Source organism: Sorangium sp. So ce1153 (genome assembly GCF_051521595.1).
GTDB lineage: Bacteria > Myxococcota_A > Polyangia > Polyangiales > Polyangiaceae > Sorangium.
On record NZ_CP150361.1, the window covers coordinates 13,323,971 to 13,346,431 of the forward strand.

General features: G+C 72.0%; 16 protein-coding genes. 8 read left to right on the forward strand and 8 right to left on the reverse strand.

Annotation, left to right across the window (positions count from 1 at the left end):
• Positions 1 to 273: 273 nt before the first annotated feature.
• Entirely contained in the window at positions 274 to 2,772 is a 2,499-nt protein-coding gene (gene gyrB, locus WME85_RS48585; RefSeq protein WP_437831872.1) for a DNA topoisomerase (ATP-hydrolyzing) subunit B, read from the forward strand.
• Between the two features lie 210 nt (positions 2,773 to 2,982).
• The gene (gene clpB, locus WME85_RS48590) at positions 2,983 to 5,592 is read left to right on the forward strand and encodes an ATP-dependent chaperone ClpB (protein ID WP_437831874.1); all 2,610 of its coding nucleotides are present in this window, start codon (positions 2,983 to 2,985) and stop codon (positions 5,590 to 5,592) included.
• 30 nt (positions 5,593 to 5,622) lie between these two features.
• Here clpB and WME85_RS48595 read toward each other — a convergent pair whose 3' ends face one another.
• From WME85_RS48595 to WME85_RS48620, 6 genes are all read right to left on the reverse strand, one after another.
• Positions 5,623 to 6,864 (reverse strand): CinA family nicotinamide mononucleotide deamidase-related protein, encoded by a 1,242-nt coding sequence (locus tag WME85_RS48595; protein WP_437831876.1) that lies wholly within the window; start codon positions 6,862 to 6,864, stop codon positions 5,623 to 5,625.
• Between the two features lie 217 nt (positions 6,865 to 7,081).
• On the reverse strand, positions 7,082 to 7,951 hold the full coding sequence (locus tag WME85_RS48600) for a formylglycine-generating enzyme family protein (protein WP_437831879.1): 870 nt from the start codon (positions 7,949 to 7,951) through the stop codon (positions 7,082 to 7,084).
• Positions 7,952 to 7,981: 30 nt separating this feature from the next.
• Positions 7,982 to 9,601: a carboxypeptidase-like regulatory domain-containing protein gene (locus WME85_RS48605; RefSeq protein ID WP_437831880.1), complete on the reverse strand. Its 1,620-nt coding sequence runs from the start codon at positions 9,599 to 9,601 to the stop codon at positions 7,982 to 7,984.
• Positions 9,601 to 10,464 carry a hypothetical protein gene (locus WME85_RS48610; RefSeq protein ID WP_437831882.1) on the reverse strand — a complete coding sequence of 288 codons (864 nt, stop codon included), beginning with the start codon at positions 10,462 to 10,464 and terminating at the stop codon, positions 9,601 to 9,603. Before WME85_RS48610 ends, WME85_RS48605 begins: the two co-directional genes overlap by 1 nt.
• A gap of 50 nt (positions 10,465 to 10,514) precedes the next feature.
• Positions 10,515 to 11,078, reverse strand: a complete 564-nt coding sequence (locus WME85_RS48615; protein ID WP_437831884.1) for a cytochrome c-type biogenesis protein — start codon at positions 11,076 to 11,078, stop codon at positions 10,515 to 10,517.
• Complete coding sequence (locus WME85_RS48620; RefSeq protein ID WP_437831886.1) at positions 11,075 to 13,369, reverse strand: heme lyase CcmF/NrfE family subunit; 2,295 nt, start codon at positions 13,367 to 13,369, stop codon at positions 11,075 to 11,077. The genes WME85_RS48615 and WME85_RS48620 overlap by 4 nt, the downstream gene beginning before the upstream one ends.
• Positions 13,370 to 13,887: 518 nt before the next feature.
• Between WME85_RS48620 and WME85_RS48625 the strand changes: the two genes are divergently transcribed.
• Complete coding sequence (locus WME85_RS48625) at positions 13,888 to 15,150, forward strand: LeuA family protein (RefSeq protein ID WP_437831888.1); 1,263 nt, start codon at positions 13,888 to 13,890, stop codon at positions 15,148 to 15,150.
• A 94-nt stretch (positions 15,151 to 15,244) separates the two neighbouring features.
• Positions 15,245 to 18,220 (forward strand): carboxypeptidase regulatory-like domain-containing protein, encoded by a 2,976-nt coding sequence (locus WME85_RS48630; RefSeq protein WP_437831890.1) that lies wholly within the window; start codon positions 15,245 to 15,247, stop codon positions 18,218 to 18,220.
• 93 nt (positions 18,221 to 18,313) lie between these two features.
• On the opposite strand, the gene WME85_RS48635 is transcribed toward WME85_RS48630, so the two are convergent.
• Positions 18,314 to 18,706: a hypothetical protein gene (locus WME85_RS48635; RefSeq protein ID WP_437831892.1), complete on the reverse strand. Its 393-nt coding sequence runs from the start codon at positions 18,704 to 18,706 to the stop codon at positions 18,314 to 18,316.
• Positions 18,707 to 18,922: 216 nt separating this feature from the next.
• Here WME85_RS48635 and WME85_RS48640 point away from each other — a divergent pair, with 216 nt between their 5' ends.
• Together WME85_RS48640 and WME85_RS48645 are read left to right on the forward strand one after the other, a co-directional pair.
• Positions 18,923 to 19,678, forward strand: coding sequence for an HAD family hydrolase (locus WME85_RS48640; protein ID WP_437831894.1), 756 nt, complete (start codon positions 18,923 to 18,925; stop codon positions 19,676 to 19,678).
• Positions 19,675 to 20,979, forward strand: coding sequence for a hypothetical protein (locus WME85_RS48645; RefSeq protein ID WP_437831896.1), 1,305 nt, complete (start codon positions 19,675 to 19,677; stop codon positions 20,977 to 20,979). Before WME85_RS48640 ends, WME85_RS48645 begins: the two co-directional genes overlap by 4 nt.
• Before the next feature lie 57 nt (positions 20,980 to 21,036).
• On the opposite strand, the gene WME85_RS48650 is transcribed toward WME85_RS48645, so the two are convergent.
• Positions 21,037 to 21,480, reverse strand: a complete 444-nt coding sequence (locus WME85_RS48650; RefSeq protein WP_437831899.1) for an acyl-CoA thioesterase — start codon at positions 21,478 to 21,480, stop codon at positions 21,037 to 21,039.
• Positions 21,481 to 21,616: 136 nt separating this feature from the next.
• Between WME85_RS48650 and hpt the strand changes: the two genes are divergently transcribed.
• On the forward strand, positions 21,617 to 22,138 hold the full coding sequence (gene hpt, locus WME85_RS48655) for a hypoxanthine phosphoribosyltransferase (RefSeq protein WP_437755017.1): 522 nt from the start codon (positions 21,617 to 21,619) through the stop codon (positions 22,136 to 22,138).
• The gene (locus WME85_RS48660) at positions 22,135 to 22,458 is read left to right on the forward strand and encodes a tetratricopeptide repeat protein (RefSeq protein ID WP_437831902.1); all 324 of its coding nucleotides are present in this window, start codon (positions 22,135 to 22,137) and stop codon (positions 22,456 to 22,458) included. The genes hpt and WME85_RS48660 overlap by 4 nt, the downstream gene beginning before the upstream one ends.
• The last annotated feature ends 3 nt before the right edge of the window (positions 22,459 to 22,461 follow it).

The following is a 22,461-nucleotide window of genomic DNA, read 5'->3' on the forward strand; positions in this document are numbered from 1 at the left end:
GTGTTACGAGCCTTCCGGACCCGGCGAAACGCTTGCCCGAGCCCCTGATTTCGGCTACATTTCCGCGGTCTTTACGGGGGCATCGACGAGCGGTCCGCGCATGATCGTTCGTGGCCCCTGTCTCGATCCGGCGCCGCGGCCGCGGCCTCCGGGTCCCACCCGACGAGCTGCCATCGAGCCGGCCCCTCCACTGCAAGAAATCCGGCAATCCGAGCGGCCTCCGCCGCTCTGCGCCCCCCGGTGAGAGGCGGCGGGCGCGACCCCAGGACCGAGATGACGGAACCCACCCTGAGCCAGCCGACCGACCTCACCAAGCCGTCTTACGACGCCCACAGCATCACGGCGCTCGAAGGCCTTGAAGCGGTGCGAAAGCGCCCCGGCATGTACATCGGCGATGTGCACGACGGATCCGGGCTGCATCACCTCGTCTGGGAGGCCGTGGACAACGCCGTCGACGAGCACCTCGCCGGCGCCTGCACCGAGATCAGGGTCACCGTTCACTTCGACGGGTCGGTCTCCATCGAGGACAACGGCCGCGGGATCCCGGTCGGGATGCACGCCAAGGGCGTGAGCGCCGCCGAGGTCGTCATGACCGTCCTCCACGCCGGCGGGAAGTTCGACAACTCCAGCTACAAGGTCTCCGCGGGCCTGCACGGCGTCGGCGTGAGCGCCGTGAACGCCGTCTCGGAGTGGCTGAAGGTCGAGATCAAGCGCGAGGGGAAGCTCTGGTTTCAGGAGTACGCCCGGGGCGCGCCGAAGGCGCCCCTCAAGGCGATCGGCGTGACGGACAAGACGGGGACGAAGATCTCCTTCAAGCCCGATCCGGTCATCTTCAGCACCGTCGAGTTCAGCTTCGACATCCTCGCGAGCCGCCTGCGCGAGCTCGCCTTCCTGAACGCCGGGCTCGTCATCCACCTCGACGACCAGCGCCCCGACGGGAGGGCGGAAGCCTACGAGTACAAGGGCGGCATCGCGGAGTTCGTCTCGCTCCTCAACAAGACCAAGGAGCCGATTCACGACGACGTGATCAGCTTCGTCACGCAAGCCGAGATCGGGGCCTCGGGCGAGGGCGCGAACGGCCGCGGGAGCTCGGCGCCGCCGCCGGTCGGCGTGGAGGTCGCCCTGCAGTGGAACGGCTCCTACACGGAGGCGATCTTCTGTTACACGAACAACGTCCACAACCGGGACGGCGGCACCCACCTCACCGGGCTCCGCGCCGCGCTCACCAAGACGATCAACAACTACGGGAGCGCGCACAACCTCTTCAAGGAGCTGAAGCAGGGCCTCCAGGGCGAGGACGCGCGCGAGGGGCTGACGTGCGTGCTCAGCATCAAGCACCCGGACCCGTCGTTCGACTCGCAGACGAAATCGAAGCTCGTCTCCAGCGAGGTCAAGGGCATCGTCGAGGCCGCCGTCAGCGACAAGCTCGCGCAGTACTTCGAGGAGAACCCGCAGAGCGCGAAGAAGATCATCGAGAAGGCGGTCGTCGCGGCCAAGGCGCGCGAGGCGGCGCGGAAGGCGCGCGAGGTGATCCGCAAGGGCTCGCTCGACGTGACGTCGCTCTCGGGCAAGCTCGCCGACTGCCAGTCGAAGGACCCGGAGAAGAGCGAGATCTACATCGTCGAGGGCGAGAGCGCCGGCGGCAGCGCGAAGATGGGGCGCGACCGGCACTTCCAGGCGATCCTCCCGCTCAAGGGCAAGATCCTGAACGTCGAGCGGGCGCGGCTCGACCGGATGCTGAGCTCCGCGGAGGTCGGCACGCTGATCACCGCGCTCGGCTGCGGGATCAATGACGCGGGCGGCTTCGAGGTCGACAAGCTCCGCTACCACAAGATCATCCTGATGACGGACGCCGACGTCGACGGCTCCCACATCCGCACGCTGCTCTTGACCTTCTTCTTCCGGCAGATGCCGGAGATCATGGAGAAGGGGTACCTGTTCATCGCGCAGCCGCCGCTCTACCGCGTGCGCAAGGGCAAGCGGGACCTGTACCTCAAGGACCAGGCCGCGCTCGACGAGTTCCTCGTGGGCAACGCCGTGGACGGGCTCGAGATCGTCGCCAGCGGCGCTCAGACGGGCATCCTGGGCCAGCCGCTCTACCGGCTCGCGCAGCGGCTGAAGCGCTTCCGCGCCGTGCTCTCCAACATCGACAAGCGCTGTGACGCGCGGATCGTGGCGGCGGTGCTGCGGTCGAGCGGGCTCGGCCGGGACGACCTGCGCGAGACCAAGAAGGTCGCCGCGGCCGCCGACGAGCTCCGCGCCTACCTGAAGCAGCGCTACCCGGACCTGTTCCCGCTCACGCTGGCGACGCCCCGCGACACCGAGCACGGGACGAGCCGCATCGAGGTCGTGCCGCGGCCCGGCGCGAGCGCTCGGAGGAGCGTGATCGACTGGGATCTGGTGAACTCGCCGGAGTACCAGGAGGCCTGGTCCATCGAGCAGGACCTCCGCTCCATCGGCGCGCCCCCGTACCGGGCCCGCACCTCGAGCGGCGAGGAGACGATCGAGAACGGGGAGGCGCTCGTCGAGTACATCGAAGAGCGGGGCAAGAAGGGTATCGCGATCAGCCGTTACAAGGGCCTTGGCGAGATGAACGCCGACGAGCTCTGGGAAACGACGATGAACCCGGATGCGCGGACTCTCCTGCAAGTCCGCATCGACGACGCGGTGAAGACGGACGAGCTCTTCACCATCCTCATGGGGGATCAGGTCGAGCCGCGCCGCAACTTCATCGAGCAGAACGCGCTCAACGTGAAGAACCTCGACATCTGACCCCGGCGCTCGCGGCGCGGGGCGCGTCGAGCCCCGCGCCGGAAGGGCGCTGTCGATCGACCCCGGCCCCGCGCTCGCGGCGCCGCCCGGGGGTTGACGCGGCGCCGATGCTGCATCGAACCTCCGCTACGTCCGCTCGGTATCTCTGGCAAGCCGCTTGCTTGGCCGGCCCCTTGCTAGCCCAGGCACGCGCCTTAGCTTCGAGGTGCCATGAGAATCGAGCGAATGACGACGAAGGCCCAAGAGGCCGTGCGAGAGGCTGTCGATTTCGGCAGTCGCCGGGGGAACCCCGAACTCTATCCCGAGCACCTTGTGCGGGCGATCGTCGACCAGGACGGCGGCGTCGGCGCTCCCCTGGTGCAGAAGGCAGGCGCCGACCCGGCGGGGTTATTGCGCCTGCTCGAGGCGAAGATCGATACCTATCCTCGCGTGAGCGGGGGCGCCGAGCCGGGCCTGTCGCGGCGCGCGCTCGCCGTCCTGCAGAAGGCCGAGGACGAGGCGAAGTCGCTCAAGGACGAGTACATCTCGACAGAGCATGTCCTGCTCGCCGGGGTGAAGGCCGACAAGGAGATCCAGGCGATCTTCGAGCGAGCGGGGCTCTCGTACGACAAGCTGCTCGCGTCGCTCGCGGCCGTGCGCGGCAACCAGCGCGTGACCGACAGGGACCCCGAGGGGAAGTTCCAGGCGCTCGAGAAGTACACGCGCGACCTCACGAAGCTCGCTCGACAGGGCAAGATCGACCCGGTGATCGGCCGAGACGAGGAGATCCGCCGCGTGATCCAGGTGCTCTCGCGCCGCACCAAGAACAACCCGGTCCTGATCGGCGAGCCCGGCGTCGGCAAGACAGCCATCGTCGAGGGCATCGCGCACCGGATCGTGGCCGGCGACGTGCCCGAGTCGCTCAAGGACAAGACGATCGCCGCGCTCGACCTCGCCGCCATGGTCGCAGGGTCGAAGTTCCGCGGTGAGTTCGAGGACCGGCTCAAGGCCGTGCTCAAGGAGATCGAGGGCTCGAACGGGCGTATCATCCTGTTCATCGACGAGCTCCACACCCTGGTGGGCGCCGGGGCGGCCGAGGGCGCCATGGACGCGGCCAACATGCTGAAGCCCGCGCTGGCGCGCGGCGAGCTGCGGTGTATCGGCGCGACCACCCTCGACGAGTACCGGAAGCGGATCGAGAAGGACGCGGCGCTGGAGCGGCGGTTCCAGCAGGTGCTCGTCTCGCAGCCGAGCGTCGAGGACACCATCGCCATCCTCCGCGGACTCAAGGAGAAGTACGAGGTCCACCACGGGATCCGCATCCAGGACGCGGCGCTCGTGGCGTCGGCCGTCCTGTCGAATCGGTACATCACCGAGCGGTTCCTGCCCGACAAGGCGATCGACCTCGTCGACGAGGCGGCGTCGAAGATCCGCATGGAGATCGACAGCCTGCCCACGCCGATCGATCAGGTCGAGCGCGACCTCTTGAAGCTGCAGATGGAGGAGCAGGCGCTCAAGCGCGAGAGCGACAAGGCGAGCAAGGCGCGGCTCGACGAGGTGCGGCGCGAGATCGCCGAGCTCCAGGGGCAGCGCGACGCGATGCGGGCGCAGTGGATGCGCGAGAAGGAGCTCATCTCGGAGCTGCGGCAGCTGAAGCCGCAGATCGAGGAGCTCAGGCTGGAGGAGGAGCGCCTGAAGCGCGCCGGCGACCTCGGGCGCGCCGCGGAGATCCACTACGGCAGGATCCCGGAGATCGAGAAGAAGCTCGAGTCGATCCGGTCGACCCTGGCGCAGGTGCAGTCGAGGCAGAGCTACCTGAAGGAGGAGGTCACCGACGAGGACATCGCCGCTGTCGTGTCGAAGTGGACCGGGATCCCCGTCTCCAAGATGCTCGAGAGCGAGATGCAGAAGCTCCTGCGCCTCGAGGAGGAGCTGCGCCGGCGCGTCGTCGGCCAGGAGGACGCGCTCCGCGCCGTGTCGAACGCCATCCGGCGCTCGAGGGCAGGCCTCGGAGACGAGCGGCGGCCGATCGGGTCGTTCCTGTTCCTCGGGCCGACGGGCGTCGGCAAGACCGAGCTCGCGCGCGCGCTCGCCGAGATCCTGTTCGATGACGAGCGGGCCATGGTGCGGCTCGACATGAGCGAGTACGGGGAGCGCCACGCGGTGGCCCGCCTGATCGGCGCGCCGCCCGGGTACGTCGGCTACGAGGAGGGCGGTCAGCTCACGGAGCCGGTGCGCCGGCGGCCGTACAGCGTGGTGCTGTTCGACGAGATCGAGAAGGCCCACCCGGACATCTGGAATACGCTCCTCCAGGTGCTCGACGATGGACGCCTGACCGACGGGCAGGGGCACACGGTCGATTTCAAGAACACGATCATCATCCTGACATCGAACCTCGGCACGCCGGCGGCCGCGGCGATCGAGGAGCGCGCCAACCTGCCGGCGGACGAGAAGGCCGAGCTCGTGAGGAGGGCCGTCATCGAGGAGGTGCGGAAGCACTTCCGTCCGGAGTTCTTGAATCGCCTGGACGATCTCATCGTGTTCCGGCGGCTGGCGCGCGAGCAGATGGAGAAGATCGTCGATATCCAGCTCGATCTCCTGCGAAAGCGCCTGGATCGACGGGGGCTGCTGTTCACCATCTCGTCGGAGGCGAAGGGCTACCTCATCGAGCAGGGGTGGGACCCGCAGTACGGCGCCAGGCCGCTGAAGCGCGCCATCCAGCGGAGCATCGAGGACGAGCTCGCGAAGCGCATCCTCGGCGGCGAGTTCAAGCAGGGAGACACGGTGCGGATCGACCGCGGGGGCGGCGCGCTGACGTTCACGCGCGCAGCGCCCAACTGACGCGCTTCGCGCTCGCGCGTCAGCGCTCCGTCAGCGTTCGGGCAGGTTGCCGGTGATGCGGCGGAGGAGGTCCAGGACGGCGTAAGCGGCGCCGAGCTGGACCTCCTCGCGATCGCCCGAGAAGACGCGATCGCGGACGACGAGGCCACCGGGGTGGGACACGGCCCAGTAGCAAAGGCCGACCGGCTTGGTCGCCGTCCCGCCGGTCGGGCCGGCGATGCCCGTGACGGAGATGCCCACGTCGACCTCGCAGAGGCGGCGCACCCCCTGGGCCATCTCGGCGGCGACCTCGGCCGACACCGCGCCATGGCCGCGCAAGGTGTCCTCCGCGACGCCGAGCAGCCGCGTCTTGGCGCTGTTCGCGTAGGTGACCGCGGCGCCGACCAGGTAGTCGCTCGCCGGGTAGCTGGTGAGCAGGTGAGAGATCAGCCCGCCAGTGCACGACTCGGAGACGGCGAGCCGCCAGCCACGGGCGCGCACCGAGCGCCCGACCATCTCCGGGAAGGCGTCGTCCCCCTCCCCGTACACGGCCGTGCCGAGCCGCTCGCGGGCCTCGGCGGTCGCCTTCAGGGCCAGCTCGTGGGCCATCGAGTGCGTGCCGGCGCGGGCGTGGACCTTCACGTCGACCTCCGGGTAATGCACGCGGTAGCCGAGCGTGATGCCAGGATAGGCCTCCTCCAGGCCGCTCAGGAGCTCGCCCAGCGCGGACTCGGGGAGACCGTAGGTGCGAAGACGGACCTGGAAGGTGTTGTTCGGAGCCGCCGGCCGCACGCGCGGCAACACCTGCTCGGCGAACATGCTCTTCATCTCCCGCGGCACGCCGGGAAGGAAGAAGACCGTGGACTCGCCGAGGTGGACCGCGAAGCCAGGGGCGGTGCCGGACGAGTTCGGGAGTATCTCCGACCCGGCGGGGACCTCGGCCTGCTTCTCGTGGCCCGCGTTCATCGTCTTGCCACGGCCCTCGACGCGGCGGCGGATGGCGAGCAGCGTGCTCTCGTCGCGCACGAGATCGGTGCCGGTCGCGCGCGCGGCGGCCAGCGCCGAGAGGTCATCCGTCGTGGGCCCGAGGCCGCCGGTGGCGATCACCAGCCGGTGCGCGCTCGCGAGCTGGCGAACCGCGGCGGCGATGCGGTCGACGTCATCGTCGACCGTGTTGGCCACGCTGACCGTGAAGCCCGCTGCGGTGAGCTCGGCAGCGAGCCAGGCCGCGTTGGTGTTGATGATCTCGCCCCGGGTGAGCTCAGTCCCGATCGAGAGAAGCGCGACAGTCATTGGGACTGAGGACTGTAACCCAATCCGGACCAGACGGAGCGCGTTTCCGGACGGTTTTTCCACAGGGTCGGGGCCCCTGCCCCGGCCGTTTGCGGCAGGGTCGGGGCCCCTGCCCCGGCCGTTTGCGGCAGGGTCGGGGCCCCTCCCCCGGCCGTTTGCGGCAGGGTCGGGGCCCCTCCCCCGCCCTGCTATGGCGTCGCCGCCGCGCGCCGCGAGCTCAAGGAGAATAGGCGCACCGGAAGCCGATATCCGGCGCGCGGGTCGAAGCTGGGAGAAGCCGCCGGTTCCAGGTGCGGAGCGCCGCCGCCGCCCCGTCGGCCCACGATCCGCCGTGAGTTCCCGAGATCTCCTGTCCAGGCAGATCAGGGGCCGCCCACTCGGCGACATTACCGGCGAGGTCGAACAGGCGCCCGGCTGCGTGGACAGCGGCGCCGTCGGGGCGCGCTCCGGCGAGCTCCGGGCCGATCGCGTCCCACCCGCATGGGCCCGCGCGCAAGCCGAAGGCGGCGCGCCGGCACACAGCACCTGTGTCTCCCCACGGGTACCGCCGGCCCGACGGGCCCGCGGCGGCGAAGGCCAGCTGGTCACGCGACGGGAGCGCCCCGCCAGCGAAGGCGCAGTACCGGGCGGCCTCCGCCATGGTGACGCCCGTCACGGGGAGGCCCGGCTCACCGCGCAGCGGTAGCGGAGAGCATGCGCCGGCGTCCGCGCAGGCCGCGTAACGCTGCTCGGTGACCTCGAACGCATCGAGCGCGAACGCCGGGATGAACACCGCGCGCGCGTCGACGACGCCCTGCGCCTCCCAGTCGCTCGGACCGAGGCGCAGCGTCCCGGCGGCGATGGATACGGTCGCGCTCGGCGCGACGCACCCGGCGGGGGTCACCGTGAGGCCGTCGCCGCAGCGGCTCGGCGCGCCGGCGCAGCGGCCAGCCTCGAGGCGCTGGCCGTCGCCGCAGCACCGCGGGCCGAGCGCGACCATCCCGGAGGCGCAGCGCGCCGGCGGCCCCGCGCGATGGCGGGCGAGCGCGACGACGCCGCCGATCAGGAGGGCCGCACCCGCGGAAAGGCCAGCCTTCCAGCCAGGCATCGCTCCGAGGACGGGGGGCGCAGCGCCCCCTCAGGGAGGCGGCGGCGCGGCAGGGTCCGACTTGAGCGCGCCGGCCGCCTTGCGCGAGCCGGAGGTCTTCGCGCGCGCCGGCCTGGCCTCGATCATCGCGACGATGCGCGCGAGCGCGTCGAGGAGCGCCCCCCGGACGCGCTCGTACGTCTTCGGGCCGACGTCGCCCCGCTTCCGCGCGCGCTCGAGCTCGACGAACTCGTCGAGCAGCGCGTCGCGCGCCTCGAGCAGCTCTCGCCGCTCCTCGTCGTCGGCCCCGCGGTCCCCTTCGCGCCGCCGGACCAGGTTCAACGCGGCCCCGCCGACCACGGTCGCTCCGGCCAGGAGCAGCGCGATCCACCGGCCCACGCCGGGCGTCGGCAGCCCGGTGAGCGTGATCTCGATCGTCCTCAGCCCGCCTTCGGCGCGGGAGCTCTGCTTCTCGGTGATCAGGATCTTCTTGCCGTCCCGGTTCTGGGTGCGCTGCGCCGCCGGGAAGCCGGCGACGTTCAGCGTCATGGACCTCGACGCCTCGGCCATCACCCGCATCTGGGCCATGCGCGGCGGCAGCTCGATGCGGATCGTCTGGCGCTCCTCCTGGTTGAGCGGGACCTGCCAGCGGAACTGCCCTTCGTGCCGGCCAGGGCTCACCGTGCCGCGCAGCGCCACGCCGGTGCCCTTCACCTCCTCGAAGCGCATCTCGTCCATCGCGTCGGTCTTGTTGAACGCCTTGTAGTCGGGCGGCAGGGCGAACGTCTCGTCGGGCAACCAGGCGGCGCGGCCGAGATTGAAGACCTGGAACAGCTGCTCCACCGAGATCGAGTCCTGCCGGAGCTGGAGGTAGATGATGCCCTGCGTCCCGACGAGCAGGGAGTTCACGTCCTGCGTGGCCTCGTAGACGTGGAGCACGGCGCGCTTGCCGGCCTCGGCGCTGAGCCCGAAGTGCGGCAGCGAGAACGTCGCGCCGTCGCGCGTGACCGAGATGCCGTAGCTCGTGCCGCCGCCGATCGTGAGGTTCTCGAACCGGATGGTGCCCGCGTCGTCCGTCTCTCTCGTCACGCGCTGGCGCGAGTCGCCCTTCGCCACCGAGCTCTGGAGGATGTCGACGTCGACCGGGATGCGAGGGACGGGGTTACCGTCCGCGTCCTGCACGGTGAGCACGAGGACGCCGGGCGGGAGCCCCGCATCCTCCTGCGCTGTGTCCTCGGGGGCGTCGAACATGCCCGTCAGCTCTTCTGAACGGCGCCGCGACGCGGCCCCGTCCGCGGGCGCCTTGCCCACCGGCGGGTGGCCGGAAGGCAGCTCCTGCCCGAGCTCGGGATGGCCGGGCGGCAGAGCGCCCGCGTCGGCAGGCACGCCCGCGTCGGCAGGCACGCCCGCGTCGGCAGTCGCGGCCGACGACGAGGCGGCCGCGGGGCTTCCGGCGGCCGCGGCGCCCGTCGCGCTCGGCTTCGCCGCCTTGGGAGGCTGCGCCGGCGTTGCAGGCTGCGCTGGCGCAGCCCTGGGCGTCGCGGCCGGCGCCGGGGTCGCGCTGGCCGCAGCCGGTTGCGCCGGCGCAGCTGGCTGCGCCAGCGCGGCCTGCGCGGCGGTCACGCTCAGCGAGGCGATCGCCGCCAGCGCGGTGCACCTGGTCCAGCGCATCAGAGCGCCCTCCTGCTCTCGTTCTCGTCACCGCCGGCCGCGGCCTCGTCCGCCGCAGCCTGGTCAGCCAGAGGCGCGTCCGGCGCGCACTTCGTCCCGCACTTCTTGCAAAACACAGCGTCTTCGTCGTTGAGCGTCCCGCAGACAGCGCACGTCGAGGTGCGCGCCGCCTCGCGTTCCTCCTCCGACGCCGCGGCGTCGTCGCGCTCGGCGTCCGCCGCCGCCGGGGCGCCGTCGCGCTCGGCGTCCGCCGCCACCGCGTCGCGCTCCTGCTTCTCGGGCCGCCTGGCCCTGGCGCGCTTCCGCTTCGCGGGCCTCGCCTCCGCGGCAGCGTCTTCCGGCTCGCTCGCGGCGTCCTCGTCGCCCTGCTCCGGCGCCTCGTGCGCGCCGCCGTCGTCCTGGAGCCCGGCGCGCCGGAGGTGCCTCGCGACGAGCGCGGCGACCTGCTCGCGCCGCGGCTGCGCGTCGGCGTCGAGCAGGCGGAGCAGCCGCTTCGCCTCGGCGCGGTACTTCGCGACCAGCTCGGCGTAGTCCTCGTCGCTGATCTTCCCGACGCTCCGCTCGAACTCGAGGTCCTTGAGCGCCCGCAGGACGGACTGCTTCTGCTCTTCCTCGGTGCGCGGCGCGCCGAGCGCATACGCGTCGGCCCCGCTGAGCGGCGTCTCCCCGAGCAACACGCGGAGGCTCGCCCAGAAGATGGCGATGACCGCGACCAGGGCGCCCCCCGCGAGCACGAGGATCGCCGCGGGCGGCCCCGCGACGAGCCCCGCGACGCCGGCGCCGACGAGCGTCGCGAGCGGCACCCCGAAGCGGGCGTAGTGCACGATCTGCCGCTCCAGCGGCGAGTCAGAGCCCCTGCTCACGGCCTCGTCAGCGGCGACAGGGGCGGCGCTCCTGGCGGGATGTTCTGCGCTCATTCGCGGTCGAGGCTCTTGAGCTCTTCGTCGAGCTTGTCGTCGTAATCGTCGCGGGCGCCAGGGGCGGCGTCCTTCGGGGAGCGCTGCGCGCCGGCGGCGCCCACCTCGTCGCTGCGCCGCTTCCACCGGCGCAGCGTCACGATGACGAGACCGGCGCCGAGCGCGATGGCGGCGAGCGGGAACATGTAGAGCAGCCGCTGGCTCCCCTTGTTCGGCGGGACCGCCAGCGCCTCCGCCCCGAAGCGCTCGGCGTAGGCCGCCTGGATGTCCTCCAGCGAGCGCCCCGCCGCGAGCTCGTCGCGGAGCGCGTCCCGGCGCTCGTGCGCGGTGCCGCAGGTGCACGTCCCGAGGGTCTCGCGCGGACAGCCGCACGTGCAGATCAGGCTCCAGAAGAGCTGGCGCTCGGTGTCGTTCTGGATGCCGACGGTGCCCGAGCGCTCCATCCCCTCCCCGAGCTGCTGCCCATGGGCGAACTCCGGCGAGCGCAGCATGACGACGAGGGCGATGACGCCCGCGACGAGGAGGGTGATGCCGTGGATGAGTTTTCGGGTGCGGCTCATTCGAAGGCTGGCTGCATCGGCTGGGCAGCGGTCGGGAGGATGGCATCGATCGCGGGCGCCTGCCCGGTAGGAACGGTCTCGCCGGCCGCCGGGGCGCGGACGTCGACACCGGCTCCACCGGGCGCGACCAGGGTCGGACGGCCGAACCCTTCCTGGATGGGGTGCCCGTAGGCCTGCGACGGGCCGCCGGCGAGCAGGAAGGCGAACACGACCGAGGCCGTGACCGACCCTGCCGCTCGTACATAGCCGAACGCCCCGGCCTCCTCGAGCGCGATGTCGGGCCACATCGCGACGAGCGCCCCCAGGATGAGGATCCCCGCGCCGAACCACATGAACGAGATCAGGTTGTTCACGTGCAGCTGGAAGGAGGCGACCTTCGTCTGCGGGTTCGCCATCCCGATGATCACGTAGAGGTCGTTCTTGAGCGTGATGTGCCGGGCGACCTCGGTCGACGGCGCCTCCGGGGTCGCCTTGTAGATGAACTTCGCCGGGCTGATCCGGCCGACCGGCGCGCCGTGGCGCTCGACGTCGAGGTCGGCGAAGACCATCCGCTTCTCGCTGTCGACCTCCATGCGCGGGCCAGCGTAGACGAGGCGGTACTCCTCGATCTCCACGGCCTCGCCGGGGTGGAGGCTGATCTCCTTGTCGACGCCCCACGCGCGGCCGGCGAACCCGAGGAACATCACGGCGATGCCGACGTGCACGATGTAGCCGCCGTAGCGGCGCCGCGACCTGGCGACCAGGTTGTAGAACGAGGCGAAGAACGACTCGTTGCCCCGCTTCTGCCGCGCGGCGATGCCGCGGGCGAACTCCTGGATGACCACGGCGACGTTGAACGCGGCGAACGCCACCGTGAAGAACGGGTAGGTCGACGCGAGCTTCGCGAGCGCGGCGCCGAGCTGGCCGGGGTAGATCGGGTCCACGGCGACGAACGGGGCGAAGCCCACCTTCTTCCCGAGCGCGAGGTGGAGCGCCGCGGTCACGACCGTGGCCAGCACCGGCCAGCGGAAGCTCTTCCGGAACAGCTCCGGCGACGTCTTCCGCCACCCGAGCAGCGGTGCGACGCCCATCAGCAGGAAGACCACGAGCGCGATCGGCGGGAGCCACATGTTGTAAAACGTCGGCCCGAGCGTCGACTTCTGGTCGAGCAGCCACTCGCTGATGCGCGGCCACACCGTCGCGACCGCGATGAAGACCATGATGCTGACGAAGCCCCAGTTGTTGAAGAGGAACGCAGCCTCGCGCGACAGCAGCGACTCGAACTGTCCGTCGCTGCGCAGCCGCGGGAGGCGGTAGACGATCAGCGCGGTGCACGTCGCCAGGATCACGGCCATGAAGAAGACGAACCAGATGCCGATGCCGGACTGGGCGAAGGAGTGAACGCTCGCGATGAGGCCCGACCGCGTGAGCCAGGTGCCGAAGATCGTGAGGAAGAACGTCCCGCAGATGAGCGAGACGTTCCACACCTTCAGCATGCCGCGGCGCTCCTGGATCATCGTCGAGTGGACGTAGGCGCTCGCGGTGAGCCACGGGAGGAACGCGGCGTTCTCGACCGGATCCCACGCCCACGGGCCGCCCCAGCCGAGCTCCTCGTAGGCCCACAGCATCCCGAGCACGTTGCCGATCGAGAGGAACAGCCAGGAGAAGAGCATCCACTTCCGCGTCGCCACGATCCACTCGCTGTCGAGGCGGCCCGTGGCGAGCGCGGCGATAGCGAACGCGAAGGGGACCGCCGCGCTCGTGAAGCCGATGTAGAGGCTCGGCGGGTGGATGATCATGTAGAAGTTGCGGAGCTGGTAGTTCAGCCCGTTGCCGTCGAGCGGGGCGCCCGCCACGCTGGTCCGAAACGGGTTCACCGCGAAGATCATCAGCGCCGCGAAGAAGATGAGGACGCTCATCAGCGTCGCGATGACGTACGGCTGGAGCTCCAGGTACCGGCGCTTCAGCCAGACGACGCAGGCGCCAGAGAACAGCGAGGTCAGGAACATCCACCAGAGCAGCGAGCCGTCCTGCCCGCCCCAGAGCGCCGCGATGAGGTACGGCGTGGTCATGGATCGATCGCTGTACTGCGCGACGTAGGCGATGCGGAAATCGTGGCTGACGAAGGCGTACGCGAGCACGAGCACCGCGAGGCCGACGAGCGCGATCGTGCCGTAGGCGCCGAGGCGCGCAGCCTGCAGCAGCCGCGGCCGCCCGCGCGCTGACGCGAGCCCGACGGCGAAGGTATACGCCGCAGTGACCAGGATGGCGTAAAGCACGCCGGTCCCGAACTCAGGAAGGGATTGCCACATCGTTGTGGGGCCAAGCTTAGGCCTGCCAGGCGCGCAGGGCCAGCGCACCGCGCCGCGCAGACGAACCCCCGCCGCGTTCGCCGCGCGGGCCAGCGCCGCGCTGCTCCCGCGGCGCGCGCGCGAGCGTCGGCCGAGTCCTGGAACCGGCGCTTTTTCTGGCCGGACTGCACCCTGCCGCGCCGACGGCGCGGGCCGCGCGCTCGCCGTCTCCGGACCGCCACGCCTGGGTCCGATCGTGAGATGGCCACCGCGGCACTGCGCCGCGACGGGCGCGGCGTAATGCCGACGTGGCGCCCGGCCTCGCGGTGCAGCGCTGTGCTCGTCCTCCCCGACGCCCGTTCCGATCGCGCCGTCTCGGGTCCGTGACGCGGCGCCGATGGGGTCGATGTGACGGAGCACGCATTGCGGAATCGTCACCGTCGTTGTCGCAGCCTGGCCTGCGCCGCGCGTCATGTCGCGCGCCTCGCCGGCGCTTCGTTTCAGGCTCGGCGTTGCGCGCGGAGCACTATACTTGGAGCATGGCGATCGCCCCCGCCGGTATCCGACCGACCGATCTCATCTACGACTGGAACGAGCTAGGCCGCGTCGGGCGGGTCATCCCGAAGGAGATCGGCTTCTTCGACGAGACCCTGCGCGACGGCCTGCAGAACCCCTCGGTCGCCGACCCGAACATCGAGAGCAAGCTCAAGCTGCTCCACCTGATGGCCAAGATCGGCATCCAGGTCGCCGATATCGGCCTGCCCGGCAGCTCGCAGCGGGCCTTCGACGACGTGCTCCGGATGTGCAGGGAGGTGGCCGACAACAACCTGCCGCTCCGCGTCGCCTGCGCAGGCCGCACGGTCGTCTCGGACATCACCCCCATGATCGAGATCTCCCAGCGCGCGGGGATCCCGGTCGAGATCTACGCCTTCATCGGATCCAGCCCGATCCGCCAGCTCGCCGAGGCGTGGGACGTCGATCTCATCGCGCAGCGCAGCGCCGCCGCCATCGACGCGGGCGTGAAGGCTGGGCTCCCTGTCGCCTATGTCACGGAAGATACGACGCGCTCGCGCCCCGAGGTGCTGGCGACGCTCTTCAAGGTCGCCATCGATCACGGCGCGTCCCGGCTGTGCCTCTGCGATACCGTCGGGCACGCGACGCCCGACGGGGTCCGCAACCTCATCAACTTCACGCGGGCCATCGTCGCGGGCGCCGGGGCGTCGGTCGGCATCGACTGGCACGGCCACAACGACCGCGGGCTCGCGCTCGAGAACGCGATCTGGGCGCTCCAGTTCGGCGCGGACCGGGTGCACGGCACCGCCCTCGGCATCGGCGAGCGGGTCGGCAACGCCGCGATGGAGCTCATCCTGCTCAACATGAAGCTCCTCGGCCTCCTCGAGCACCAGGACCTCACCCACCTGCTGGAGTACTGCACGACGGCCGCGCAGGCGGTCGGCTGGCAGGTGCCGATCAACTATCCCCTGGTCGGACGGGACGCGTTCCGGACGGCGACCGGCGTGCACGCGGCGGCGATCATCAAGGCCGAGTCGAAGGGCGACGCCTGGATGGCCGACCGGATCTACTCCGGCGTCCCCGCGGGCATGTTCGGGCGCCAGCAGGAGATCTGCGTGGGCTACATGTCCGGCGCCTCCAACGTGAACTACTGGCTCAGGCAGCGGAAGATCGAGCCCTCGAAGGAGCTCGTCGACGCCATCCTCGCGAAGGCCAAGGCCACGGATCACATCCTCGGCGAGGAGGAGATCCAGGCCGTGATCGAGCAGCACCGCGGCCGCCAGGCCTGAGCCGGCGCGGCACCGGCCCGGGTCAGGCCCCGCCCGCGGGAACGGCCGCTGGAGGTTCGGCGTTTTCGCGGATCCGGAGTAGAGAATCGAGGCCGTGGCCGAGCAGGACAAGCAACCCGCAGCGGAAGCCGACCGACCCGAGCGCCGCTCGCGGCTCGATACCGTTCTGGCCGTGATCGCCGCGCTGGTGTGCTTCTTCGCGGCGACGACGCTGCGCGATCTGGGCCCGCGGTACCTGCCGCAGGCGCCGATCCCCGCGCCGCCGGTGCCCGCATCGGTGGAGGGGCGCGCGGCCGAGCTCACCGCCACCGTGCGCGACGAGCAGGGGCGCCCGCTCCCGGACGCCACCGTGCGCGTCTTCGCGATGCGCGAGGACCGCGCCTATTTCGCCGGCGAGCAGAGGACCGATCCGGCGGGCGAGGCGCGCTTCGCCGGGCTGCCGTCCGGCGAGGCCTGGATCATGGCGTACGGCCCCGAGCGAGCCCGCGCCTCGACGCGCGTCGCGCTCGAGCCAGGCCCGCGCGCGGTCGATCTCGTGCTGCGGCCGGCGAAGGTGCTGGAGGTGCTGGTCGTCGACGACGCCGAGCGCCCGATCGACGGCGCCGAGGTCGCGGTCGCGACCGCCGATCCCCTCCCCTTCGTGGCGAGCACCGAGGGCGGCGGGCGCGCGCGGTTCGAGCGGCTCGGCGCGGCGCCCTACGTGGTGCGCGCGTCGGCCGTCGGCTTCGAGGACACCGTGCGGACCGGCGTCGTGCCCGGGCCGGCGCCGCTCAGGATCCGCATGGACCGGCTCGGCGCGCTCACGGTCCGGGTGGTGGACGCGGAGGGGCAGCCCGCCGACGGCGCGACGGTGCTCGCCGCCGGCACCGGCCTCTGGCCAGCGCGCAGCACGACCACCGACGCGACCGGCGCCGCGCGGATCGCCGGGCTCCGCGACGGGGTGTACGACCTGAAGGCGCGGCGCGGCGGCGCCGTCAGCGCGACAGCGCTCGCCGTGCCCGTGCGGCGCGGCGAGGGCAAGGAGGTGAAGCTCGTCCTCGGGCCCGGCCGCCACGTGCGGCTGCTCGTGATCGACGGCGACGGCGAGGACGCGCCGCCCGTGAAGGGCGCGAGCGTCGTGCTCGTCGAGCAGGGCCTGTCGGCGTTCCCGCTGCACGGCCGCACGGGCGACGACGGGTCGGTGACGCTCGGGCCGATCGCGCCGGGGTACGCGATCGCCTCGGCCCTCGCGGCCGGCTTCGTGCCGAGGAACGCCGTGCAGGTCGACGCGGCCGCCACCGAGGCGCGCATCCCGCTGCTCCGCGGCGGAGCGCTCGTGGGCGAGGTCGTCGACGACCGCGGCTACCCGGTCCCGGGCGCGACGATCGAGGTCGTCGGCGCCGACGCCGAGGGGATGCCGATCGACGAGACCACCGCCATGTCCGAGTTCAGGGACGAGCAGTTCGAGCGCGCCCTGCCCGGCCCGGCGCCGCTGATCCCCGCGGGCGAGCTCGGGGTCATGCCCGGCCCGATCCCGGATCTGCCGCGCGGCGACGTCGCCCTCACGGCCGCGCCGGCGCGGTCGGGCGACCCGTGGGTCACGCGCGCCGACGGCACCTTCCGGGCCGAGCCCGTCACCCCGGGGCGCGTCCACGCGATCGTGCGGCACCCGGAGTACGTGGAGACGCTCAGCGAGGTCGTGACGCTGCAGCCGGGCGGCGAGGCCCACGTGCGCGTGGTGATGCGCCAGGGCGGCCTGCTCGAGGGCCGCGTGCTCGAGGAGGACCGCAAGCCGGTCGCCGGCGCGCGCGTCGAGCTGGCCGCCACGGCCGGCTCGCTCGAGCGGGTGACGTACTCCGCGGACGACGGCACGTTCGCCTTCGCCGCGGTCCCCGACGAGGTGCTCGTCTCGGTCTCCCGGCCCGAGTCGCCCGGGGACGTCGTGGCCCGCCTCGTCGTCGAGGTCCCGGAGCGCGAACGCAAGGAGATCGAGGTCGTCCTGCCGAAGGTGCGCGAGGCGGTGGCGATCCACGTGGCCGACGATCGCGGCTACCCGCTCGACCGCGTGGAGGTGCGCGTCCTCTCGCTCGACGTCGCCGTCCCGCTCCGCAAGACGCTCTTCACGGACGACGACGGCGACGCGCTGCTGCCGGACGCCGCCGGCCTGCCGCTCCGGATCAGCCTGGTGCGCTCCGGCAGGGCGCCGCGCGTCGAGCAGGTCGACGCCGCGCCGAAGGAGCTGCGGCTCGAGATGAGCGCCGCGCTCCGGGCGACCGGGACCGTGACCGGGCGCGGCGGGCGGGAGCGGCTCGAGGGCGCGCGGATCACGCTGTTCTCGCCGACGGGGCCGCGCCGCGCCTCGAGCGACGCGGAGGGCGCGTTCACGCTCGGCGACCTCGCGCCGGGCCGGTTCCGCGTGACCGTGAGCCGCGACGGGTTCGCGCCGGCGACGCTGCGGGTCACGATCGCCGGCGACGCCGACCGCCCGGCGGACCTCGGGCGCATCGACCTGCTCGAGGCGGGCGAGGTCGCGGGCGAGGTCGTCGATCCGCGCGGCGATCCGGTCGCGGGGGCCCGCGTCGCGCGCGACCGGGTGCCGACGTACCTGCCGCTCGGGCTGCTGCCGCCGGGCGTCGTGACCACGGACAGGGACGGGCGGTTCCAGCTCGGCGGCTTGCCCGAGGGCGCGGCGGTGATCGAGGCGTACAGCGCGGAGCTCGGGCGCGCCGAGTCGCAGCCGGTGCAGATCCGCGCCGGCAGGACGACCGATCGGGTCAGGATCGCGCTGCCCGGAGACGGCGCGCGGCAGGACCCGAAGGGCGCGGGGAGCCTGGCCGTGACGCTCGGCGAGGAGCGGCAGACCGTGACCGTCGTGTCGGTGCCGCCGGGGAGCGAGGCGGAGGAGGCGGGCATCGAGCCGGGCGATCGGCTGCTGTCCGTGAACGGCGTCGAGGTGCGCTCCCTCGAGGAAGCGCGGCGGCGCCTCACGGGGCCGCTCTCGGAGGACGTCGTGGTGCTGCTCGCGCGCGACGGGGAGCGCGGCGAGTCGCGGTGGCTCACGCGGGTGCGGAGGGAGCGGGTGCGGCGGTAGGCGGTAGGTGGCGCGCGCCGCTCGTGGCGCAGCGGAGCGCCCGGCCGCGGCGCTGTACCGGCGCCGCGGCGCAGCGCCGCGGACCGCCAGTCCTCAGTTCTTCGCCTTGGCCAGCACGATCGCGCGGCCGGCGCCGATGTCCCAGTGCAGCGTCTGATCCGTGGCGAAGCGGAACTGCGCCTCGTCGAGCCCGCCCTCGGGACGGAGGAACCCGACGGTCACCTGGTCGCCGTCCGACTTGGTCACCTTGAACGTTCCGCTGCGGGGCGTCTCCGCGGGCAAGGTCACCGTCACCTTGCTGCCGTTGAACTCGATCGCCGTCCCCTTCACCCACCCGGTCGCCTTCGTGAGCTGATCCACCGGGGCGTTCTCGATCGAGTCGCCGTACCAGCGCCCCTGCAGGCGATCGCGAGGGGTCTTCGAGCAGCCCGTCACAGCGGTCAGGGCCATCGACAGGGCCAGAGCGGTCTTGATGCGGTTCTGCATGGGCCTTCCTTCGGGACCTCGAGGGTCCCGGATGTGGAAAATGCTACGAAGAACGGAAGGACTGGGCCAACAATGTAGGATGTTTCGGCACACTTACGGATACGGCGGGCGCGGCGAGGGGGTGGACGCCGCGGCGCCTTCTGGGGCGGGCGAGTTCGCGCTAGGGTTCGGGCCGGGAGCCGCGCGGGAGGCGCGCTCCCTCGCGGCGCGAGGACCTTGAGCACGCTGTTCCACGAGAAGCGCCTCGTCCCCCTCGAGCGGACGCGGCTCCTGAATTCCATCGTCGAGCGCGCGGCCGACCGGTCGGAGGGGCCGCCCGTGATCGTCTTCGATCTCGACGGCACCCTCATGGACAACCGGCCGCGGGTGGTCGCGATCCTCCACGAGCTCGCCGAGGAGTGGCGCCGCAAGCACCCGCACGCCGCGGCGCTCCTCGAGCGCGCGTCGCCCGAGGGCATCGTGTACGGGTTCCAGGACAACCTGCGCCGGCTCGGCGTCGACGACGAGTCGCTCCACCTGCACGCCTTCGAGTTCTGGAAGGCGCGCTTCTTCAACGATCCGCACATCCGGCACGACATCGAGGTGCCCGGCGCGAGCCAGTACGCGCGCGAGTGCCACGCCGCGGGCGCCACCCTCGTGTACCTCACCGGGCGCGACCTGCCGAACATGGCGCTCGGCTCGTTCGCGAGCCTGCGCGACCTCGGCTTCCCCATCGGGGTCATCGGCACGGAGCTCGTCGTGAAGCCGAGGTTCGAGATGCCCGACACCGAGTTCAAGCGGAGCGTCGCCCCGCAGCTCTCCCGGCTCGGGCACGTGATCGCGGCGTTCGACAACGAGGCGGCGAACTGCAACCTGCTGGTGGGCTTCCACCCCCACGCCGCCGCGGTCTTCCTGGACACGCAGTACGCGCCCGAGCCGCCGCCGCTCGATCCGCGCGTGCGGGTGATCCACACGTTCGAGCGGGCGCCGTGACCCGCGCGCGCGCCGCCGCCGTCGGGGTGCTGCTCGCGGCCGCCGGGTGCGAGCCGTCGCGGCACCCGCCGGCCGACCTCGTGGACGCCGGCGCGAGCCCGAACGCGAGGATCCTCCCCGCGCCGCTCGCGAACGAGACGCCGGACCTGCTCGACGCCTCCGTCCCCGAGGCCAGCGCGAGGCTCGTGTCCGACGACTACGGCCGGCTCGTGATGTCCGAGGCGAGCCAGCAGTCGCCGCTCCCGCTGCCGCCGGCGACCCCGCTGCCGGAGGACACGCTCTCGCCCCGCGAGCTGCCCGGCATGGCGCTCGAGGCGGCCTTCCGCTGGCGCGACGTGCCGCAGCCGCCGAAGGCGCCCGAGGTGGCGACCGCGGGGATCCAGGCGGCGCTGGGGGCCACCGCGCCGACGTGGAAGATCGAGCTCGCGGAGACGGGCCGCATGCGGGTGCAGTTCACGTCGAGGGCGCTGCCGCTGCCCTCCGGCTCCGAGCTGCGCGCGCGCCACGACGTCCACGGCGAGGTCCTGCTCTGGCCGGGCTTGACCCAGTACCGGGTCCTGCCGCCGGGCGCGCTCCGCACGCTGCTCGGCGAGCGGCGCATCGACGTGACGCCGCTGTCGGCGGGGTCGGCGCGCCCGGTGGGCGACGGCAAGCGACTGGATCTCGACGTGCGGAAGGTCGAGCTGCACGCGAGCCTCGGCACGCTGTACCTCGAGCTCGCCAGGGCGCCCGAGGCCGGCGACGGCGGTCCCCTGCTCTGCCGGGCGCTGCTCGAGATCCTCGGCGTCGACCCGAAGTCGCCCGAGTGCGTGGCCGGCGAGGTGCCGCTCTATGCGAGCTATGCCTGGCAGGGCGGCGGTGGCTTCAGCTTCGAGGTCACGTCGGCCGCCCGGCGCACCGACCTCGTCTCGACCGACATGCTGATGCCGCCGCCGAGCGCGGCGTACGCCGCCGCGGGGCTCCCGTCGGCGCAGGGCGGCGTCTTCCTGACGCGCGACGAGCTCGCGGCCATCCGGACCGAGGCGCTCCCGATGCCGGCGAGCGCCGACCCGGGCGCGCCCGGCGAGGGCTTCGTCGCGGTCAACCAGAGCGACGCGCTGTTCTACCTGCTCGTCGACGGCATCCCCGCGGTCGCGGTGCCCCCGATGAGCGAGCGCTACGTGAGCGGCCCGCAGCGCGGGCTCTACGTCGTCCAGTGGCGCACGTTCCTCGGCGAGAGCATCGACCCGCCGCTGACGGTCGAGATGCCGGCGCGCCTCGTCCGCAGCGCGGCCGACGGGGGCGCGGCGGAGGGCGGCTGAGCGGGCGCGGCCGAGGCGGCTGCCGCTGGCCGGCGGAGGTGGCCGACGCGGCTGTCGCTAGCCGGCGGCCGCGACCTCGGGGCTCGACAGGAGCTGGGCGATGTCCTCCGGGATCCTCGTCAGCGTGAGGCTCGAGCCGAGGCACGCGAGGAGGATGTCGCCGTCGCAGAGCACGTCCTCGCCCCGGAGGATGCGGTAGCTGAAGCGCGCGGTGACCCGCTGGATCTCGCGGCAGGTCGTCTCGACCACGAGGTGATCGCCGAACCGCGCCGGCAGCCGGTACTTGATCCGCAGCTCCGCGACCGCGAGGTGAAGGTCGCGCCGCACCATCTCTTCGTAAGAGATCCCGCGGCGCTGCAGCCAGTCGATGCGGCCCGCCTCCAGGTACACGACGTAGTTGGAATGGTGGACGATGCCCATCAGATCCGTCTCGCAGAAGCGGACGGCCAGCGGCATGCGCGAGGTGAGGTGCGGGGGCGCGTCGGGCGGGAGGGGCGGCATTGACGGGGGCCGAGACTAGCCCATTCCAGCCCGGGCGCCGACGGAGCGGTCGCTCGACGCGGGGGTGCGGCGCACAGAGACGAGGGATCCGCCTCGGCGCTGGCCGCGGCGGCGCCGCGGTGTTAGCGCCGCCGCCATGGCGAATGTCCGGACGCTCCTGTCCGCCGAGCAGATCGGCGCTCGCGTGCGCGAGATCGGCGCGCAGATCACCAGGGACTACGCGGAGCGGCGGCTCGTGCTCGTCTCCGTGCTCAAGGGGAGCTTCGTGTTCACCGCCGACATCGCGCGGCACATCGATCTCCCGGTGCGGATCGAGTTCCTCGGCGTGCGCAGCTACGGCGAGGGCACGGACTCGACCGGCGTCGTCCAGATCACGCAGGACCTCACCCGCCCGATCGAGGGCGAGGACATCCTCCTCGTCGAGGACATCGTCGACACGGGCCTCACGATCTCGCACCTGCTCCAGCTCTTCCGCACGAGGATGCCGAGCAGCGTGAAGGTCTGCGCGCTCCTGCACAAGCCGGCGCGCGCGCGGGTCGAGGTGCCCATCGACTATCTGGGCTTCACGATCGAGGACAAGTTCGTCGTCGGCTACGGGCTCGACTGGGCCGAGCGTTACCGGAACCTGCCGTACATCGGCGTTGTGGAGGCGACGTGAGCAAGCGGCTGTTGATGCTCGAGAAGATGACCCAGGGCGGGTCGAAGGATCCCTTCCACTGGTACGCGCTCGCGCTGGAGTACGCGGGCCAAGACCGGCACGACGACGCGCTCGCGACGTTCAGCGCGCTCCGGGCGATCGACCCGAGCTACGTGCCGATGTACCTGATGTGCGGGACGATGCTGGTGAAGGCCGGCCGCCGCGACGAGGGGCGCGCCTGGCTGAGCGACGGCATCGGCGTAGCGCGCGGCAAGGGAGATCAGCACGCGCTGAGCGAGCTCCAGCAGGCGCTCGCCGGCGCGGGCGACGTCGACGCCTGAAGG

Coding starts and splice junctions, on each gene's coding strand:
- gyrB (WP_437831872.1), top strand. CDS start 274: ATGACGGAACCCACCCTGAGCCAGCCGACCGACCTCACCAAGCCGTCT.
- clpB (WP_437831874.1), top strand. CDS start 2,983: ATGAGAATCGAGCGAATGACGACGAAGGCCCAAGAGGCCGTGCGAGAG.
- WME85_RS48595 (WP_437831876.1), bottom strand. CDS start 6,864: ATGACTGTCGCGCTTCTCTCGATCGGGACTGAGCTCACCCGGGGCGAG.
- WME85_RS48600 (WP_437831879.1), bottom strand. CDS start 7,951: ATGCCTGGCTGGAAGGCTGGCCTTTCCGCGGGTGCGGCCCTCCTGATC.
- WME85_RS48605 (WP_437831880.1), bottom strand. CDS start 9,601: ATGCGCTGGACCAGGTGCACCGCGCTGGCGGCGATCGCCTCGCTGAGC.
- WME85_RS48615 (WP_437831884.1), bottom strand. CDS start 11,078: ATGAGCCGCACCCGAAAACTCATCCACGGCATCACCCTCCTCGTCGCG.
- WME85_RS48620 (WP_437831886.1), bottom strand. CDS start 13,369: ATGTGGCAATCCCTTCCTGAGTTCGGGACCGGCGTGCTTTACGCCATC.
- WME85_RS48625 (WP_437831888.1), top strand. CDS start 13,888: ATGGCGATCGCCCCCGCCGGTATCCGACCGACCGATCTCATCTACGAC.
- WME85_RS48635 (WP_437831892.1), bottom strand. CDS start 18,706: ATGCAGAACCGCATCAAGACCGCTCTGGCCCTGTCGATGGCCCTGACC.
- WME85_RS48650 (WP_437831899.1), bottom strand. CDS start 21,480: ATGCCGCCCCTCCCGCCCGACGCGCCCCCGCACCTCACCTCGCGCATG.
- hpt (WP_437755017.1), top strand. CDS start 21,617: ATGGCGAATGTCCGGACGCTCCTGTCCGCCGAGCAGATCGGCGCTCGC.